We start from the raw sequence: 19,457 nt of genomic DNA, 5'->3' as shown, positions 1-19,457 counted from the left end.
TTCGAAATCAGGATTGATGTTGCGTCCGCGCGCGGTTCTATTCGGCCGCCTCGCGGTATCGCTCGACCCCGTCGAGACTTTCGCCATTGACGCGAAGCGCTCCGCCCCATTTGGCAAGCCACCAGCCATATTGTTCGGGCCATGTCTCGAAAGTTCCGGTCAGCCCGAAATGCTCTGCGGCGTGAAGCGCCCAGAACGGATCGTAGAGCATCTGGCGGGCCATGAAGATAAGGTCGGCACGGCCGTCCTGCAGGATCTTCTCGGCAAAATCCGGGGTCCGGATCATGCCGACCGCGCCGGTCGCGATGTCGGCCTCGTGGCGAATTCGTTCGGCAAACGGCACCTGGTAGCCTGGACCGCGACCGAGATTAGCGTTCGTCGATCCGGCGCGCAGATTGCCGCCCGTCGAGCAGTCGACCAGATCGACGCCCAGCTCCTTCAATTTTCGGGAGAAGATGACGCTGTCTTCGATTTCCCAGCCACCGTCGATCCAGTCCGTGGCCGAGATGCGCACGAAAAGAGGCGTCGCTGACGGAAGCGCGGCTCGCACGGCGCGCGTGACTTCGAGCGGAAACCGCATCCGGTTTTCCAGGCTGCCGCCATATTCGTCGGTGCGGAAATTGGCGAGCGGCGACAGGAACGATTGCAGGAGATAGCCGTGCGCCATGTGAAGCTCGATGACGTCGAAACCCGCCAGCACAGCCCGGCGCGCCGTCGCGACGAAGGCATCGCGCACGCCGGTGAGTCCGTCCTTGCTGAGAGGAATGGGAGTCTGGAAGCCATCGGAGAATGCGACGTCCGACGGCCCCGTGGGGACCCAGGTCTCCTCACCCATTTCGATATCGCGGTCCGTCAAATGGCTATTGCCCCGGAACGCGCGCTGCTGGCTCGATTTGCGTCCGCCGTGATTGATCTGGATTGCGGCCTTTGAGCGTTGCGACTTGATGACATGAACGATCTGGCGCATGCCGTCGATCTGGCCGTCCTCCCACAGCCCGGGATCGCCGTTGGTGATGCGACCCTTTCGGCTGACCGACGTCTGCTCGACGAAGACAAGCCCGGCCCCGCCCATGGCGAACTTGCCATAGTGAACCAGATGGAAGGGCGTGATGTAGCCGTTTACCGCCGAATACATCCCCATTGGCGAGACGACGATCCGGTTGCTGAGCTCGACGCCGCGGAATGCAATGCTTTCAAACAGCTTGACCATTGTGATCTTCCCCTGAATTGGCGGACCGGGTCATTCGCCCCTCGACGTTCGTCATGCTTGTGCAATGGCGCCGGAGCGGCGCAACGCATCGATCTCGCCGCCGGACAAGCCGAGATATTCCGACAGGATCTCGTCATTGTGCTGACCGAGGCGCGCGGACGGGATGTAGTCCGGCACTGCGGTATCGTGCAGCACGAGCGGACTGCGATGAACGAGGATGTCGCCATATTCCGGATGCGCAATCTCGCGCAACATGCCGCGCGCGTGAAGGTGTTTGTCCTCGGTCACCTCGCGCAGGTCGCGAACGGCGGCGCAGGGCACCCTATTGACGCGGCAAAGCTCGACGATCTCGTCGCGCGGGAGCTGCGAGGACCATTCGGACACGACCTGGTCGGTCAGATCGATATGCTTCAAACGATCGAGCACGGTCTTGAACCTGACATCGTCGGCCAGCTCCGGCCGCCCCATCGCGCGGGTCAGTCCGGCCCAGTGGGATTCGTTGACGCTGATGATGGCGACATAGCCGTCGGATGCGGGATAGACATTGTAGGGCGCCTCAGCGAGCCCGCCGTGACGATTGCCGGTGCGGGGGCCGGCCGCCTTGCGGTTGAAGACATCGGCCAGGTTCGAGGCCATTGCCGGATAGACGGTCTCGACCATCGCGATCTCGACCAGCCTGCCGCGGCCGCTCTTCTCCCGATCGTAGAGCGCCGTGAGGATGCCGGCGTACAGATGCACGCCGCTGATGAAGTCGGTGATGGCCGGGCCGGCCTTGACAGGGGGACCATCGGCAAAGCCCGTTACGCTCATGATGCCCGACACCGCCTGGATCGTGAGGTCCATCGCCAGATTGTCCCGGCTGGGACCCGACAGGCCGTAGCCGGTGGCCGAGCCGTAGATCAGCCGCGGATTGATGGCGCTGAGCGCGGAATAGCCGACGCCCAGTCGATCGAGCACCCCTGGGGCGTAGTTCTCGATCAGCACGTCGGCCTTCGCCGCGAGCTCCTTCAGGACCTTGACCCCGTCCGGCGACTTCAGGTTCAGGCTAATGTTCCGCTTGTTGGCATTGAGCATCGCGAACGGAACGGCGTTGCCCTTGCTGATGCGGGCGCGATGACGCACCGGCTCGCCGTTCGGCGGTTCGACCTTGATGACGGTCGCGCCGGCCTGCGCCAGCAGGAAGCCAGCATACGGTCCCTGATAGACTTGGCCGAGGTCGATGACGATCACGCCGTCGAGCGGCAAGGTTTTGTTGTTGTCCAAGGCTTCCTCGGTGCTGTCAGAAATTGTAGAGCCGCGCCGGATTGGCGATCAGGATCTTGCGGCGGACGGCTTCGTCGGGGACGCATTCGTGCAGCAGCCGAAGCAAATCCTGAAGATCCGGCATCGTCTCGGCGCTGTGGCCGACATGGGGCCAATCGCTGCCCCACACGACCTGATCGGGCGCCGCCTGAACGATGGCGCGCATGAAAGGTGCCGTGTCCGCATACGGACGGCCGATACGCGTGTTGCGGTCCGCGCCGGAGATCTTGGTCCAGTAGCGGCCGGTCTTCAGCCGGTCGGTGAAGGCGCTAAAATCCGGGTGCTCGTGCCCCTTGTCGGCCATGGTCCGCGACATGTGGTCGATCACGTAGGTCAGCGGCAGCTTCTCGAGCTCGGCTGCAGCGGCCGCCAGATCCGAACTCTCGATCCAGAGCTGGGCATGCCAGCCTCGCTCGGCGATACGGGGAGCGAGCTTGACCAGATCGTCGTAGCTGGTGCCGAGCGTCGAAACAGGCTTGCCGTCCTGCCGGATCATGGTGACACGCACTGCCTTGAAGCCGGCGTCGGTCAGTTCATCGAGCCGCCGATCCGAGACGTCGGGACGAAGGATCGCGACGGCACGAAGCCTGTCGGGGTAGCGACGCAGCGCGTCGTAAGTGACGGCGTTGTCGTCTCCCGATCCCACCGCATGAACGATGACACCGCGCGTGATGCCGAGCTTGTCCCAAATGGCAAAGGCGTCTTCGATCGTGAACGGCCGCGCGGCGGTGAAGCGTCCCTCGTTTCCGGGCGGAAAGCGATCGAACGGGCCGTAGATGTGAAAATGACAATCGCAGCTGCCTTCGGGCAATCGATAATCCATGCAAGCAAATCCGTGTTCGGTTCTGAGAGGTGTTGCCGGCGCTGCCACGCTGGTTTGGCAAGCGTCGCCGTCGCGAGCGCGATGATTGATCTTTGGAAGAATGTTCGCGAGGAGGTTCGACGTGGCGACGGCAAGCCCGCCGACGTGCCGAGTCGGCCGACATCAGTCGATCGCGGCAGACAATTTCATTTCCGGCTCCATGACGTCTCCCTGCAGGCATGCGCCACCCGTGGTGGGCATTTTTGTTTTTGAGCGGCTGTGACGCCGCGGCCTTGCCGGCCGGGAAGAACATTAGGAGCCGAAGGCCGCCGAGTCTATTACTTACAGATATGTAGTTCTATTTCCATATGTATGTAAAACTGTTGCGGCCGAGGCGCTCAAGCGCTAAATGCCTAGACCTGACGGTGCTATGTTCGAGCTTATAGATAAGCCTCTCATCGGCTGATCAGAAATATTTCCACATATGTGCAAATGACAAATTCCAGCATCAAATCGGCCAAGCGGATATTCGAAGTCCTCGAGTACTTCGAGGATGTGAAACGCCCCATCTCGCTGAAGGAAGTCGCGAAGAAGTGCGACTATCCCACGTCCAGCGCCGCGGCGTTGCTGAAGAGCATGGCGATGCTGGGATACCTGTTCTACGACAGCTACAATCGCACCTACATGCCGACGATGCGCATCGCCCAGATGGGGCGGTGGCTGGACACCGGGCTGTTCGGTGACAGTGCCATCCTTGCGATGGTCGATTTCGTCCATGAGAAGCTCGACGAACTTGTCAGCATCAGCACGCAATCCGATCTGCATGCCCAATACATTCACGCTCTGCAGACCAGCAAGCGTCTGCGCTTCGAGGTGAAGTCCGGCGATATCCGCCCGCTTGCGATCAGCGGAATCGGACGCACGCTGCTCAGCGGTCATACCGACGTCGAGATTGAACGGCTCCTGCGCCGCATCAATGCCGTTTGCCCGCGGGAAGAGCACTTCGAACTGAACGGGCTGATGAAGATCGTCAACGGCATCCGGCGCGACGGCTACATGTTCTCAAGACACATCATCGTTCAGGATGCCGGAGTCATTGCAGTCCTGCTGCCAAAACGCGATTTTGGACGCGACCTGGTGCTTGGCATCGGCGGCCCGGTATCCCGTCTCGAGGAGCGACAGGACGAAATTCTGGCTTGTATCCGCGAAGGAATCGCGCGGTTCCTGTCGTGACGTCTGCCGTTCGGTCGAGCCCCAACTTGCTCACAACACAAAACCGACCTCAAGCTGAGCCCGCCGGTCAAGTCACCACCGGGGCGCATCGGCGGCAGCAAGACCAAATCAGATTAGACTGCCTTCGGCGTTGGAAGGATACGTACGCTTCGAAGTATGCTGAGTGCTGTGTGGGACTGGCTTCACCGACGAATCGATCATCTCCGTTGGGCAGTTGCCTGGCCCGTGTGGCTCGGGCCCACGCAAGCAGGTTGATCCTAAGTCTCCCAAGCTTGTTCTGTTTTATTGATATGTCGGGATTTCGCCCGCGTCCTGGTCCGCGGTGGAGTCAGTTCGCGGACTGATAAGGTTTCATACGAAAGCTTATCAGTTGCGGCGCTGCCTACTACAGCATGAGTCTCTGCTGAGCAGAAGGGATGCCGGCGAACGAGCTAGACCCATCGCGACGCCGCCTGATCTGGGTTATCGGATTAGGAAATGAACCTAGTCGGAGTTTGCTGTCCGCTGGCGGCGTCGTAACCGTAGATTTGGCCGACGCTGATCGGCGAAGAGGCAACAGGCTGCTTTTCAATTTCGGTACTCCGATTTATCCAAGCGCAGGTTAGATTGCTCGAGTTTCGAAAAATCCTCTGTTGCAATGAATACAAGAAGCCCGAGCAAAACCATTGCCGCGATATTCGCACGCATGCTGGCGCCACTCTCGACAGCGTGGCGATTGTGCTCGAACTTCGAGAGGTCGAGCATGCGAAAGATGTTGTCGGACCGCGCATCTTCAACTTGATCTCTGCCGTCTCCTGATCGCGTTCGAAACAGCTCGACATTTCCCCGGTGGTTCGGTTGACTCGCCTTCATCTTGCGCCTCGTTCCCGCCAAACAGCGCTTGTTGAATTGTGATGATAGGGCCGGACTTGAGGCGGACGTTCCTGAAATTCTTGATTGCTGCCGCAATTCAACGTGAGTGCTGCGGCAATCTCATCGTGTCTCCACATCTCAGTTTCTGTTTGTTTCTGCCTTTCCTTCGCTGGACGTTTTTCGATTTGAGCGACTACGTTTCTCGGCAAGCGAACATGAAAATTTGTACAGAGTCTCCCACGCGATCGTCATTTTGACGCAAGGATCTTTTACGCGATACTTTCAATTCCAGGCGGCGATTTCACCTGCAATCAGTCGGTTCACCTGAAGGCAGGTAAAATCAGTTAGAGGGTTATCGATTTGACAAGGCGACCGAAGTTTAGCGTTGCGCTGTTTGGAATCGTTGCGATAGCTGCTGTCGCCTGCGGCCTGTGGTATGAGCTCCTCGGAGGCGTGAAGGCCGTCGCTGCGGCCGCGCAAAGTGCTTCCAGTCAAGCAGCGGTAAAGATTCCCGTAACCTCGTTCGAGGTGAAGCGGGCCGACTTTCCCGTGCACACCTACGGTCTCGGAGTCGTCTCGCCGTTCCGGACGGTAACGGTCAAGAGCCGTGTCGACGGTCAGATCACGAAGGTGTTCTTCAAGCAAGGTCAGATGGTGAAGGAGGGTGATCCGCTTCTGGAGATCGACCAACGCCCCTTTACCGCGGCTCTCGAGCAGGCGGTGGCGAAGAAGGCCCAGGACGAGGCCAACCTGAGGAACGACCAGCTGAACTTGGAGCGATTTCAGAAGCTCGCGAAACAACAATTCGAGACCCAACAGAATCTCGATGCCCAGCAAGCGCTGGTCGATCAGTTGACTGCGCAGGTGAAGGGCGACCAGGCCGCCATCGACAATGCGCAGACCAATCTCGGTTACACCTCGATCAAGGCGCCGATCAGCGGACGAACGGGTTTCCGCCTGGTTGACCCCGGCAACATCGTGCATGCCGCGGATACGACGGGGATCGTCACCATTGCCCAGCTGCAGCCAATAGCCGTGCAATTCACGGAGCCGGAAGAGCAATTACAGGCCATTTCCAATGCTTACGAGGCCGGCGAGGTGCCCGTCGAGGCGCTGACCTCGGACGGAGCCAGGACGCTGTCGCAAGGTAAGCTCGTGATCATTGACAATTCGGTGAACCAGGCCACCGGGACCATCAGCCTGAAAGCGCGTTTCGACAACAAGGACAACGCCTTGTGGCCCGGCCTGTCCGTCAATACGCGGATGCTGATCGACACGCGCAAGCAGGTCATCGTCGTGCCGCAGGATGGCGTGCAGCACGGGCCGACGGGTCTGTTCGCCTACGTGATCGGCGACAACGGCAAGGTCAGCGCCCGGCCGATCAAGGTCAGCCAGAGCGGCGACCCAAACGCCGTGGTCTCCGAAGGCCTGAACGTCGGAGATAGGATCGTCGTGGCCGGGCAGTCGCGCTTGTTCGATGGTGCGCTGGTCGACGAAAAGCCGCAGGCCGCGCCAACGATGGACGCGAGCGCCACAGCCATCCAGCCCAAGACCAGATCGGCTGACTGATATGGCTGGCGGTATCTCGGCTCCTTTCATTCGCCTTCCCATCGCGACGTCACTGCTGATGGTCGGCATTCTTTTCGTCGGAATCATCGCCTATCCGCAATTGCCGGTGGCGCCTCTGCCGGAAGTCGATTTCCCCACCATCCAGGTCTCCGCCAGCCTTCCCGGCGCGGACCCCGAAACTATGGCGTCCTCGGTGGCGCAGCCGCTTGAATCGCAATTCGCCCTGATTCCCGGCGTCTCGGAGATGACGTCCTCGAGCCAGACCAGCTCGACCCAGATCGTTCTGCAGTTCGATCTCTCGCGCAATATCGACGGTGCGGGGTCCGACGTGCTCGCCGCCATCAATGCGGCGAGCGGGCAGTTGCCCAAGAACATGCCGAGCGCGCCGACCTACAGGAAGGTCAATCCGGCCGACTCTCCCATTCTCACGCTCGGCGCCACATCGACGACGCTGCCGATGACGCAGGTGTCTGACGAGACCTACACCAAGCTCGTGCAGGCCATCAGCCATATCGGCGGCGTCGGCCAGGTCAGCGTCGGCGGCCAGCAGGCGCCGTCGATCCGTGTCCAGATGAATCCCGCCAAGCTGGTCGCCAAGGGCCTGTCGCTGGAGGACGTGCGCACGCCGCTCGCGGTCATCACCGTCAACAATCCCAAGGGAACCCTCAACGGAGACACCCGCACCTACACCGTCTATGCCAACGACCAGTTCACCAAGGCCGAGGCCTGGAACGACATCGTCATCGCCTATCGGAACGGCAGTCCCGTCCGCGTCGGCGACATCGGCCATGCCGTGAGTGCGCCGCTGGACAATACCCAATACGGCTGGGTTGATGGCAAGCCCGGCGTCTTCCTCGTCATCTTCAAGCAGCCCGGCGCCAATGTCATCGACACCGTCGACAACGTCATGAAGCAACTGCCGCATCTGCAGGCCGGCATCTCGCCGGCCATCAAGGTCTCGGTGCTGTCGGACCGCACGCAGACGATCCGCGCGGCGGTGAAGGACGTGCAGTTCACGCTGCTGCTGACGATCGGCCTCGTCGTGATGGTGATCTTCGTCTTCCTGCGCAGCGTCTGGGCCACCATCATCCCGTCGATCACGGTGCCGCTGGCGCTGCTGGGCGCATGCGCGCTGATGTGGATAGCCGGCTACAGCCTCGACAATTTGTCCCTGATGGCCCTCACCATCGCAGTCGGATTCGTGGTCGACGATGCCATCGTGATGCTGGAGAACATCACCCGCTATACCGAGGAGGGCGAGACGCCGATGGCCGCCGCGCTCAAGGGCGCGAGCGAAATCGGCTTCACGATCATCTCGATCTCGATTTCGCTGATCGCGGTGCTGATCCCGCTATTGCTGATGAGCGGCATCATCGGCCGCCTGTTCCGCGAATTCTCGGTGACGCTCGCGATGACGATCGTCGTGTCGGCTCTGGTGTCGCTGACGTTGACGCCGATGATGGCCTCGCGCTTCCTCAAATCGCACGACGAGGAACATCACGGCAGGCTCTATATGCTCAGCGAGCGGATGTTCCAGGCCCTCGTGAACGGCTATGCGCGCGGCCTCGACGTGGTGCTGCGCTTCCGCTTCGCGACCCTGATGGTTTTCTTCGCGACCATCGCGCTGACGGTCTATCTGTTCGTGATCATCCCGAAGGGGTTCTTTCCGCAACAGGATACCGGGCTAATCACCGGCATCGTCGAAACGTCGCAAGACGTGTCGATCGCTGACATGGCGAAGCACATGCAGGAGATCGGCGCTGTCGTGCTGAAGGATCCGGCGATCGACCACATGGCGATGCGGATGGGCGGAAGCGGCAATACGCTCAATGACGGCACCATGTACATCACGTTGAAGCCGCGCGACGAGCGCACCGCCTCGGCCGACCAGGTCATCCGTCGCCTGCAGGCCCAGACGGCGAAGGTTCAGGGCGCGCGTCTCTTCCTCCAGTCGGCGCAGGACGTACGTGTCGGCGGCCGGGCGTCCCGGACGCAATTTCAGTTCACATTGCAGTCGACCGACATGGACCAGCTCAACACATGGGCCCCCAGGCTGCTCGCGAAGATGCAGCAGATGCCTGAGCTGCGCGACGTCGCATCCGACCAGCAGACGTCAGGCACCACGCTGACGCTGTCGATCGACCGCAATCAGGCCGCCCGCTTCGGGCTCACCCCCGACGTCATCGACGCGACCCTGTATGACGCATTCGGGCAGCGGGAAATCGCGACTTATTTCACCCAATTGTCCACCTACTATGTCGTCCTCGAAGTGCTGCCCTCGCTGCAGAAGAACCCGTCCACGCTCGAGCAGATCTACCTGCGTTCCCCGACGACGGGGGGAGAGGTGCCGCTGTCGGCGTTCACGAAGTGGACCACGGCTCCGGTGCGTCCGCTGGCCATCAACCATCAGGGCCAGTTTCCAGCGGTGACGATCTCCTTCAACCTCGCGCCCAACATCGCGCTCGGCCAGGCGACGCAGGCGATCGATGCGGTGCAAAGGCAGATGAACGTGCCGGCCGCCATCACCTCCACTTTCGCAGGCACGGCGAAAGCATTCCAGGAGTCGCTCTCCTCCGTGCCCTTGCTGATCGTGGCGGCGCTGATCGTGGTCTATCTCATTCTCGGCGTGCTCTACGAGAGCTACATTCACCCTCTGACGATCCTGTCGACCCTGCCGTCGGCCGGCGTCGGCGCTCTGGCAACGCTCCTAATCTTCCATTTCGACTTCAGTCTGATCGGGCTCATCGGGCTGGTCCTGCTCATCGGAATCGTCAAGAAGAACGGCATTATGCTGGTCGACTTCGCCATCGTGGCGGAGCGGGATCAGGGCCTGTCGCCGGTCGAAGCCATTCGCCGGGCCTGCCTGCTGCGCTTCCGCCCGATTCTGATGACGACGATGGCGGCCGTGCTGGGCGGCGTGCCGCTGATGCTCGGACACGGGACCGGCTCGGAACTCCGTCAACCGCTCGGGTACTCCATGGTCGGCGGTCTGCTGGTCAGTCAGGTCCTGACGCTTTTCACCACGCCGGTGGTTTATCTTTATCTTGACCGGATCTCGCACTGGTTCAACCCTAAACGGCATGCGGGACGCGATCGTCAGGAAAAGGACTTTACCGAAGACCTCGAGCCGGAAACTATCGACACAGTGCTCGATAAGAAATCGAGGGTCGTTGCTGCCGAGTGATCGGTGTTGCCGGTGTGGGTGAACACAAAAGGGTAATGCTCAGCAGTAACCCTTCCGGGCGAGGGTGCTGTTGGCTTATGCGGCAATGTTGGGCTCCATATGGATTCGGTTCGCCACCTGATAGTGTTTCGAGTAAAACGGAGTCAGTTCGCGCACTGATAAGCTTTTCGAGCAAGGGTTATCAGTGCTGAGATGCTCGTCTACTTATGAAAAACCTCGGCAAAACGTGTCAGTCGCCCAAGTTTAGTACATCAACTGCGCAAAGCGGTATTAACCTGTTTCTCGCTCGTCTCTTGAGCAGCGTCAGATGTCAGCTACATGTCGTCGGCGAGAGGAAAATCTAGTCCGCTATGTCCCACTGAGCCACTTCAGCGAGATATCGCCGTTGCTGGGCCAATGAGATGGCAGCAAGGAGCTGCTACTTACTCATGAAGTAGCGTTTGCCAATTTCAAGGCAGCGCTTCAGGCGGTCCGGGCACAACTTGATCTAATGGACGCGAGCTAGGGGTGAAGATTTGGGCCGGCGAAGGTCTCTCCTGTACGATAGTCGTAAAACCAACGCTCGCCCGGCTCAAAGCTCGTGATTATGGGGTGATCCGGATAGTAGCCGTTTAATCTGCAGCAAAGAAAGCAACTCCACCGCCGCGGCGCACGAAGCCTGGTCACGTTGAGCGATGATCCAAGCGTCAGCCGCCCGGCTATCATCAGCTCACCTGTCCGGCCCTCGCCGGTGAACGGGATGGCCCGCCGCCAGCTACACCACGTAAGGGGAGACAGTCCGCAGGAGGTCTCGGCCCCTCAGGTCGCAAAGCTTGCTGGGCCGAAAGCAATTGTCTCACCTGCAATGCCGGTACGGCCGGACTAAACAGGTAGCCCTGCATCTGGCTACAGCCTAGCCGTCTCAAGATTTCGCGCTGCGCCTCGGTCTCGACGCCTTCTGCGGTCGTCGCCATGTGGCGAGCCGCGGCCATTGTCACGACAGCTTGCACGATCGGGCAGGAGCCGTCGGGCTCGCCGATGTCACTGATGAAGCTGCGGTCGATCTTTATCTTGTCAAAGGGGAAGCGGTGTAGATAGCTCAGTGACGAATAGCCGGTACCGAAGTCGTCGAGCGCGATGCGTACGCCGAGTTGGCGAAGTTGCTTCAGGATCGTAAGCGCTTCCTCATCATCACGAATGAGGACCATCTCGGTAATCTCGAGTTCTAGTCGTCCAGGGGCAAGGCCGCTGTCCGCCAGCACGGCTGCAACCTTCAACGCCAACGTCTTGGAGCGGAACTGCACCGGTGAGACGTTGACCGCGACACGGATTTGGTCGGGCCAGATCGTTGCCTCCGCGCAAGCCTGCCTCAGCACCCATTCGCCGATCTCGCCAATCAGTCCGGTTTCTTCCGCGACTGGGATAAATTCCGCCGGTGAAACCGTGCCGCGCTCAGGATGCCGCCATCGTAGCAGCGCCTCGCAGCCGGTCACCACGTTGGCCGCGAGGTCGACCAGTGGCTGATAATGCACCTCGAACTCGTCGCGCGCAAGCGCTTGACGAAGATCAAACTCAAGCTCGCGTCGCCGACGGACTTTGGCGTCGTATTCGGGCACGAAGTACCGGAAACTTCGGCGTCCCTCGGATTTCGCCGCGTACATTGCGAGATCCGCGCATTTCAGCAGGTCGTCAAGATTGTCGCCGTGATCCGGCGCGATTGCGATGCCGATGCTCGCCTCGACCGGAATCTCCTGGCCCTTGCAGTTCATAGGTACGCGCAGCGCCGTCAGGATCCGCTCCGCCAGCATGGTCAGCTCGACCTGATCGCTGGTGCCTGCCTTGATGATCGCAAATTCGTCGCCCCCGAGCCGCGCTACCAGGTCGTTGGCGGTGACACAGCTGCGCAGGCGGGTTGCGACCTGCCGCAACAGTTCGTCTCCGATCTCGTGACCCAGCGAATCATTCACATCCTTAAACTCGTCGATGTCGATGTAGAGGATCGTAAACGGCTTGCCTTCGGCAAGCTCCGCGACCCGGCTCTCTAGATGTCCTCGCAACAATACGCGGTTGGGAAGATCAGTGAGGGTATCGTAATGCGCCATGTGCGCAATGCGCTCCTCGGCCCGGACCCGGTCCGTGACGTCCTCGTGGGTAGCAAGCCAACCGCCGGAGGCCGCTGGCTGATTCCTGATCTCAATCAGACGGGCGTCGTTGGTCTCGACCACTGAGCTCTGCGTACGGCCAGCTGCGCTCAAAATACCATCGCAATAGGCCTCGACATTGCCCTGGAACGATCCAGTATCGTGCCGGTACTGGATGACGTCTCGGAAATGGACGCCGGGCTTCACGACGTCGGCCGACAGCCCGTACATATCAAGATAGCGACGATTGCAGACGATAAGCCGCTCGTCCTGGTCAAACATCAGGAGGGCCTGCGTCATGGTGTTCATCGCGGTATCGAGCCGCTGCTTCTCTAGCGAGAGCCTGCGCGTCATCTGACGGAAGACCAAGTAAAGCGTCGCGACAAGCAAGGCGTTCGACAGAACTGCGAGGGCCACGAAGAACTTTGTCTGCGTGCGCCAACTGGCGAGCGTAGCGTCAAGCGATTTCGTCGCGACAACGACCAGCGGCTCACGGGTTAACATGCGTGAGGCGACAATGCGTTCCCTGCCGTCAATTGGGCTTCGGAGCTGCGTAGTGACGAACGGATGCTCGAACACCGCGATCTGCCCGGCCGGCGCCTTGCGGAAATTCTGTCCAATCATCGCTTCGGCCCGCGGAATGCGTGCCAGCAACTGACCGTTCTGATGGTGCATTGCTATGGAGGATTCCTCGCCGAGCCGGGTCGTGGCGAAGAACGATTCCAACTGGTCCGGTGTGATCGCGCGCGTCACGGCGCCGAGGAATTCCCCATTGAGGCCGGATACACGCCGTGCGAACACGATGCCAGGCCCGCTACCAAACCGGCCCCGAACAAGCTCGACCTCCTCCTTCGAGGCCGGATTATCCTTCAGACGGTTGAAATACCTCCGGTCGGAAATTCTTATATCAGCGATCGGCCAGCGCTTCGATGAGTTTATCAGCACGCCATTGGAATCGAACAAATTAGCGCCGGCGACGTCGGACCAGCCGGTGGCTTTGGCGCGGAGCATCTCATGCATCGCGAGCGTCGCCATCTCGCCGCGGAAAACATCGGCCGACTCGATGCCGTGGCTTTCCATTTCTGCGATGATGCTCGTCGGCAGAACCGAGAAATGCTCGAATTCGCGATCGAAGTGCCCAGCCAGCAGCCGCACCGCGCTTTCCAGGCTGTCGCGACCACTTTCGATCGCGTTCTGTCTGAAACGCTCGACGGTCAGGGCGGTGCCGATGGCGGTAGCAGCCATGAGCACGAACCCGCCCACGATCAGCCAGGTCAGCGGCGCGCCCCGCCAACGGCGCAGCAGCGCACGCAGCCGTGTCCCTCGGATTGACGTGCTCATGAGTCCTCCCAAGGATGCAAGATGCGGCAAAACCGAGAAGACCTCGTTACAATCGAGGGTAAGAAAAGCGTAAATAGCGTGAACTGCCCACGGGTTATCCTCCTCTTGGCCGTTCGCGGGGACTAGAGGTTCCATCGAGCTGGCTCCCGTGCGGCGTCTTGAAGCAGGCCGGCAGGTGCCGTCCGTGACGGTCGCGCCACTATGGGCTGACGCGCCTCGCCGATCAGTTGCACCGGGCTTTCGCCGTAGCACACCGCTGGCCGTCTTGGGTCGGGCGCCTCGGCATCGAGGTCAAGCACGTCCTCCATGCGGGCAACGTATTCGCCGTCGACTTGCAGAATGCACCACATGTCTTTGCGCCAGGCTTGAGGCCATTCTCGGCCAGGCGCCGCCGAACCGTCTCGTGCGACAGGCTCTTGTGTTCGGTGAGCTTGATCTGCGCAGCCGCCAGCAGCTCGAGCATTCAGCGGGTACGGCCCTTTGGCGGACTGGCGCAGGCTGTCGCCACTAGCAAGGCTTCTTCCTTGCCCGTGAGTTTGCGTTCCGCCCCAGAAGGTATCTCTTCGCTCAGCGCCCGATCCAGATTGCCTTCCACGAAGCGTCGCTTGGTCCGGTACACAGTCGAGCCGCATGCAGGACTATTTCCGCGTCAGCCCGCCTTCGGTTCACCAGATGGTGCTGACGCTGAAACGGGCCGGCCTCATCAGACGGCAGCCAAGGACGCCTAGCAGTATCGAGGTCCTCATTGATCCGAAACTCCTGCCCGAGCTAATCTGACCGCCCGGACCCAACCTGTCAAAATCACTGTGCAGAGCCACTAGTCAGGTATTCCGGCGCAAGGGACCGCCTCCTCATGTCGGTGGGAAAGTAGCGGAGTGAAAGAATTTGTTAGTCTCCTATAGTCGTGGTCGGAGCCTTATCACTCCAGGCGATCCTAAAGACCGAGACACGATCATGGCGGTACAGGGTGATAAGATGAGAGATGTTGCGCTAATGAAGCAAGGATTGGCGGATTCGGAAGACTCCTCGCGAGCAGGGAGCCCACCCAAATGCCAGGACTGACACGGCAGCTGAGATAGGCACGCACGAAGCGCGACACACCGGATCGTGGCTGCCGGCCGGAGCTTTTGATCCGGATGAGCCAAAATGACGGCGCCAACGATCACATCTTATCATGTTGATTGCTTACAGCGTTGGAGGCGGCCCCAGCGCAATGTGGCTTCGATGTTCAAGTTGGTCTGTGCCTGCATCAGTGCCTGCCGATCGACCGGCCGCGAACGGGATGAGCAATAGTCCGAGCAGCGCCACGCAAGCGAGGAAGGCCCAGGCTTCGTTGGCACTGAGCGCGAAAGCCGCCTTTCGACCATGGGACGCAAATAGGCTTCAATCGTGGCATCGGAGACCTGGGGAGGGCGATGAGTAAACAACGTCAGGTCAAGCCCGATCGCCTGAGCCGCAGTTACATCGCCCGCAATCAGACGCTCGCGCAAAGCGTCGGCGTGCCCGCCAGTGCGCCCGTAAAGGATCGTATCGATCAGCGCGATACCGATTGCGCCCCCGACGTTTCGCATCAGATTGAACAGGCCGCTTGCGTCGGGTATCTGTGATGCAGTCAGCGAACCCAACGCCAGCCGGGTTGGAGGCAGCAGGCAGAACATGATCGCAACGCCGCGCAAAACTTGCGGCCATAACATTTCTTGGAAGTCGGCGACACGGCTCTCGAATGCACTGCAACCCAGTCCGATGGCGAACAGCCCAAACCGCGCCGCCGACAACCAACGGGGATCGAACCTGCTTTCCAACAGGCCCGCAACCGGCGCGGTGGCAAGCTGCGAAACGCCAGTGACGAGCATGATCGTGCCGATTTCAAATGCGTCATGATGTCGAACATAGGCGAGGAAGACCGGCATGAGATAGACCGATCCAAATAATCCAATTCCGAGGAGGAAGCTCAATGCGCAACCGATCGCAAAGGAGCGAGATCTGAATGTCGACAGTTCGACCACCGGATGTGCGGCTCTGAGTGTTCGGATCGCGAAGGCAGTTGCCGCAGCAGCACTCAAGACGATCAGGATAGAGCAGAATGGCGAAAGCCACCCGTATTGCGGGCCTTCCTTCAGGCCGATCTCCAGGCATGCAAGCGAAACCGCAAGAAGTGCGAGAGAAGGCACGTCGAGTGTGGTCAGATCGGAAAACCGCGGTCGTTCGCGCGGGAGCAGCATTGGCGTGGCGAGCGCGGCGATCACACCAGGGGCGACATTGATCAGAAATAGCCAATGCCAGGACCATGTGTCGGTGATCCAGCCACCGACCACGGGCCCGACCGTAGGCGCCAGCACAGCCATGATGCCGGCCATGGTGGTGGCAACGGGATGCAAACGGATCGGAAACAGCAGGAAGACAGCGGAAAAAACCGCCGGGATCAACATGCCGCCAGCAAAACCCTGAAGCACGCGAAAGCTGACAAGCGTCGTGAAACTGTGGCTGAACGCGCAACCGATAGAGGCGAGGGTAAAAAGGGTGATCGCAACAACGAACAGCCATCGCAGCGTCAAAGCGCGCGTAAGCCATCCAGTCAGTGGAATGGCGATGATCTCGGCGATCAGATACGCGGTTTGAATCCAGCTCATCGCCTCCCGCGATATTGCAAGTGTACTCTGGATCGTGGGCAGCGAAGTGGCGACGACCTGAATGTCGAGGATCGCCATGAACATGCCAAGGCACATCAGGACGAATCCAAGCCACGTCGCCGCGCTCGGCTCGGTAACCCGCTCAGTCATGATGCGCCACGCACAATGTCTCACGGGATGCGGCGAGAGCGCGGTTTTCGGCCCGTATGCGGATCGCGAGAGCCGTAGCGTTAAGGATGGTGAAGACGACGGCCAGCCGCGGCAGACCTAGAACCAAAGGGAGCACGGCGATCTCGCCAGCGACCACGGCATAGTTAGGATGCGACAAAAATCGATAGGGCCCCGCCGACACGAGCGGCTGTCCGGGCAGAACAATTATCCGCGTCGTCCATCGCGAGCCGAGCGTCCAGATGACCCAGAAGCGAAGGCACTGAAGGATAAGGTAACCGGCCAAGGCAACGACATTCACCGGTTGATCACGTCCCAACACCCACAGCGACGATAGCCAGGCTGCATGAACCGTGATGATCAACGGATAATGCCAGGATGCCACCTCAACGGCGCCGCCAGCCAGGAGCTTGCGAGTGTTGGCGCGCGAAATGACGAGTTCGCCCACGCGCTGCAGCGTGATGGCGCCGAGAATGAGTTCAGCAGACGTCACGCAGTGTGCCGTAGCGTGACACAGCTCGCGGTGAAGCCGGGTCCGAGCGCCGTTAACAGCGACCGCGCCGGCAGCCCCTTCGCGCGAGCCTGCTCAAGCACAAACAATACCGTGGGTGATGACATGTTGCCAAAGTCGGCGATAATCTGCCGTTCATGGGAAAGCGTTCCTTGGTCGAGCGCGAGCGCGCTTTCCAATGCATCTATAACCTTCGCGCCGCCGGGATGGCAGATGAACCGGTCAATGTCGTCCATCGAAAGGCGCATGCTGGAGAGAATTTCCGTGACGGCGGGGTTGAGATGCCTCGTGACGAAGTCAGGTATAGTGCGGCGAAAGATGACGCCGAATCCTTCCGGGTCGACACTCCATCCCATGATGCCAAGCGTATCCGGCCAAAGGTGTTCGCCGGCAGCCTCGATCTGCGTCGCGCCGCTATCGCCCGCGCGCAGCACGATTGCAGCAGCGCCGTCGCCGAACAGGCTCACGGCAACAATGTTAGCCTTGGTAAGTTCGTCCAGGCGAAGTGCAAGTGAGCAGAGCTCGATCGTGACCAGCAACACGTTGGTGCCTGGCTGCGCCTGGGCCAGGCGCGACGCAATGGATAAACCCGAAACCCCGCCCGCACAGCCAAGACCAAACACCGGTACACGCATTACGTCGGACCGGAAGCCCATCCGGCGGGCGACGCGCGCCTCGAGACTTGGTGTCGCGATTCCCGTTGAAGAAACGGTCAGGACAGTGTCGACATCGCTGCCAGCAAGTTGCGCGCTCGCAAGCGCCTTCTCGGCGACGTCAACAAATAGCGCTTCAGCTCCTTCGAGAAAGGCCTCGGTGCGTTCCGCTCAGATGATGGCGATCGACGGCACGTGGCGGCGGTGCTGCGCAATCAAAGACATATCCGATCAGGGCGCCACGCTAGGTGCGGACCCCGCGGCGCGGGCCGATTTGCTAACCGATCGACGCGAGACCGAAAACAAAGAGCGCACCTCCGAGCACAACGAGAATGCTCGCGGGTCCCCAGATCATCCACGAGCCAACGAGTGCCATGCTCAACCCAACAATACAGATCATCGCCTGAACTGCGGGCAATATGGTTGGTGTGTCTCGCATCGGCATCGCGACAATCTCGTGGAAATGCGGCCCGGTGGGAAGGCTCTGGGGGAAGGTTAGACCAGGCCGCTCAGCTCGCTCAACCCGTGAGTTTAACCAAGCGACGAATTTCTAGGTTCCCATCGATCGCAAATCTGTCACGGCCGGCCGCTCAATCTAAGTCCGTCCAAGATTCGGATTTGACTAATTTCTTCGCCGCATCGACCGGGGTCTTGTACCCGTACGCGACGAGTCCAACCGATCCTCATCTCAAGATGTCGATCGTCCAGTTATGGGTCAATCCAAGCCTGCAGGCGCGGATCCAATGGGCTGTGAATAGCGATGGCTCGTCGGCCCCCACGCCAGGAACGGTAGTGAACATTCCCGCTTCGCTTCAGGTCGCCAACACGTACGTGATTTACTCAAGCGTGACATACGTCTACGTACCGACGATTGGCTACCTCATGAACAAGGGCGGAGTGGTCTTGAGCGACTTCGCCTACACTCGCCCCCGAATGTCACAATGCGTCTTCTATAATACCGCGAGCCCTCTTCCCACCAGCTGCCCGCAAGCCTGATCAAACGCCGGTTAGACGCGGCGACGCTTACTGGACCATTCGAAATAAGCGGTGTCGATGACAGGTTGATAGGTTGGCAGGCTTACGCAACGATCGCAAACTAATCGACAATGATTCCTTGCTACTTCTTGAGCCTAAGCCTCCGCTAGGGAATGCTTGATGCCATTAGCCGCCGCCTCATCCACCGTTTCGGTCCGCCGCTTGCTTCGTCGGTTCCGACGCGACAGCTTGGGGTCCACCGCGGTTGAGTTTGCATTTATCACGCCTGTTTTCTTCGGGCTCCTGTTTGCCATTTTGGAGGCCGGGATCCTGTTCCTCGCGGGTCAATTGCTCCAGAGCGTGACGGTTGAATCGGCACGGATGGTCCTGACCGGACAAGTTCAAGCAGCTGGCTATACGTCGAGCCAGTTCTCGAACTACGTCTGCGGACAGATCCCGGCCCTGTTTAGCTGCAGTGGTATCTCCATCGACGTCCAGAGTTATTCGTCCTTTACGAGCATCAACCTAAGTAGTCCGATCGACAACGGCGGTAATTTCACCAGCTCGAATCTCAAATACAGCCCGGGCGGGCCGGGCGACGTGGTGGTGGTGCGAATGTTCTATCAGTGACCGCAGATCGTCACCGGACTCGGCTGGAATCCCTCGAACCTAGCGGGCAATAAACGGCTATTGGTCGGGACCGCCGTTTTCAAGAACGAGCCGTATTAAAGCATTTCCCGCCACCACCAACTTTCGGCGATAGCTCCCTTTAGTTAGACTATACTTGTTGAGGTAATAAGCGAGAGCGTCGATCCGTGGACCGCCATGGACTGAAAAGGTGCTGGCTTTTCCTTGTCGACTACAAGGGGGCGAAATGAACGAAGATAAATACTATCTCGGGCTGTGG

Annotated in this window: 9 protein-coding genes and 4 pseudogenes; 4 read left to right on the top strand and 9 right to left on the bottom strand. The window is 60.1% G+C overall.

Annotated elements, in window-relative coordinates; all coding sequences use genetic code 11:
- Positions 1–37 precede the first annotated feature (37 nt).
- Genes IVB19_RS27960 through IVB19_RS27950 form a run of 3 tightly spaced genes read right to left on the bottom strand, consistent with a single transcriptional unit; the run spans position 38 to position 3,335 of the window.
- Entirely contained in the window at positions 38–1,210 is a 1,173-nt protein-coding gene (locus IVB19_RS27960; protein WP_247820304.1) for an NADH:flavin oxidoreductase/NADH oxidase, read from the bottom strand.
- Between the two features lie 51 nt (positions 1,211–1,261).
- Positions 1,262–2,473, bottom strand: a complete 1,212-nt coding sequence (locus tag IVB19_RS27955) for a CaiB/BaiF CoA transferase family protein (protein WP_018457334.1) — start codon at positions 2,471–2,473, stop codon at positions 1,262–1,264.
- Positions 2,474–2,489: 16 nt separating this feature from the next.
- Complete coding sequence (locus IVB19_RS27950) at positions 2,490–3,335, bottom strand: amidohydrolase family protein (RefSeq protein WP_247820303.1); 846 nt, start codon at positions 3,333–3,335, stop codon at positions 2,490–2,492.
- 471 nt (positions 3,336–3,806) lie between these two features.
- On the opposite strand from IVB19_RS27950, the gene IVB19_RS27945 reads away from it, so the two are divergent.
- Positions 3,807–4,547 carry an IclR family transcriptional regulator gene (locus IVB19_RS27945; protein WP_247820301.1) on the top strand — a complete coding sequence of 247 codons (741 nt, stop codon included), beginning with the start codon at positions 3,807–3,809 and terminating at the stop codon, positions 4,545–4,547.
- 567 nt (positions 4,548–5,114) lie between these two features.
- Here IVB19_RS27945 and IVB19_RS27940 read toward each other — a convergent pair.
- Entirely contained in the window at positions 5,115–5,399 is a 285-nt protein-coding gene (locus IVB19_RS27940; protein ID WP_247820299.1) for a hypothetical protein, read from the bottom strand.
- Positions 5,400–5,759: 360 nt separating this feature from the next.
- Here IVB19_RS27940 and IVB19_RS27935 point away from each other — a divergent pair, with 360 nt between their 5' ends.
- Both IVB19_RS27935 and IVB19_RS27930 read left to right on the top strand, forming a co-directional pair.
- Positions 5,760–6,968 (top strand): efflux RND transporter periplasmic adaptor subunit, encoded by a 1,209-nt coding sequence (locus IVB19_RS27935; protein ID WP_524536700.1) that lies wholly within the window; start codon positions 5,760–5,762, stop codon positions 6,966–6,968.
- Position 6,969: 1 nt separating this feature from the next.
- A complete protein-coding gene (locus IVB19_RS27930) occupies positions 6,970–10,152 on the top strand; it encodes an efflux RND transporter permease subunit (RefSeq protein ID WP_247820297.1) in 3,183 nt (1,060 codons plus the stop codon).
- A 704-nt stretch (positions 10,153–10,856) separates the two neighbouring features.
- Here the strand turns inward: IVB19_RS27930 and IVB19_RS27925 are convergent.
- From IVB19_RS27925 to IVB19_RS27905, 5 genes and pseudogenes are all read right to left on the bottom strand, one after another.
- A complete protein-coding gene (locus tag IVB19_RS27925) occupies positions 10,857–13,613 on the bottom strand; it encodes a bifunctional diguanylate cyclase/phosphodiesterase (RefSeq protein ID WP_247820291.1) in 2,757 nt (918 codons plus the stop codon).
- A 182-nt stretch (positions 13,614–13,795) separates the two neighbouring features.
- Positions 13,796–14,238: pseudogene (locus tag IVB19_RS27920) on the bottom strand (helix-turn-helix domain-containing protein); the annotation flags it as partial.
- A gap of 560 nt (positions 14,239–14,798) precedes the next feature.
- A pseudogene (locus IVB19_RS27915) lies at positions 14,799–16,393 on the bottom strand (DHA2 family efflux MFS transporter permease subunit).
- Positions 16,386–16,904: an isoprenylcysteine carboxyl methyltransferase family protein gene (locus IVB19_RS27910; protein ID WP_247820289.1), complete on the bottom strand. Its 519-nt coding sequence runs from the start codon at positions 16,902–16,904 to the stop codon at positions 16,386–16,388. The pseudogene IVB19_RS27915 and the gene IVB19_RS27910 overlap by 8 nt, the downstream one beginning before the upstream one ends.
- Positions 16,901–17,743, bottom strand: a pseudogene (locus tag IVB19_RS27905) (type III polyketide synthase); the annotation flags it as partial. The gene IVB19_RS27910 and the pseudogene IVB19_RS27905, both read right to left, overlap by 4 nt.
- 987 nt (positions 17,744–18,730) lie before the next feature.
- Here IVB19_RS27905 and IVB19_RS27900 point away from each other — a divergent pair.
- Positions 18,731–19,279, top strand: a pseudogene (locus IVB19_RS27900) (TadE/TadG family type IV pilus assembly protein).
- Positions 19,280–19,457: the final 178 nt, after the last annotated feature.

The sequence above is a fragment of the Bradyrhizobium sp. 187 genome, from assembly GCF_023101005.1.
GTDB classification, from domain to species: domain Bacteria; phylum Pseudomonadota; class Alphaproteobacteria; order Rhizobiales; family Xanthobacteraceae; genus Bradyrhizobium; species Bradyrhizobium canariense_D.
Note: the sequence above shows the minus strand (reverse complement) of the source record. Positions and strands in the feature narration are given on the sequence as shown.

Excerpts from the sequence above, each read along its gene's own strand:
- IVB19_RS27960 (WP_247820304.1), bottom strand. The coding sequence starts at position 1,210 with ATGGTCAAGCTGTTTGAAAGCATTGCATTCCGCGGCGTCGAGCTCAGC.
- IVB19_RS27950 (WP_247820303.1), bottom strand. The coding sequence starts at position 3,335 with ATGGATTATCGATTGCCCGAAGGCAGCTGCGATTGTCATTTTCACATC.
- IVB19_RS27945 (WP_247820301.1), top strand. The coding sequence starts at position 3,807 with ATGACAAATTCCAGCATCAAATCGGCCAAGCGGATATTCGAAGTCCTC.
- IVB19_RS27940 (WP_247820299.1), bottom strand. The coding sequence starts at position 5,399 with ATGAAGGCGAGTCAACCGAACCACCGGGGAAATGTCGAGCTGTTTCGA.
- IVB19_RS27930 (WP_247820297.1), top strand. The coding sequence starts at position 6,970 with ATGGCTGGCGGTATCTCGGCTCCTTTCATTCGCCTTCCCATCGCGACG.
- IVB19_RS27925 (WP_247820291.1), bottom strand. The coding sequence starts at position 13,613 with ATGAGCACGTCAATCCGAGGGACACGGCTGCGTGCGCTGCTGCGCCGT.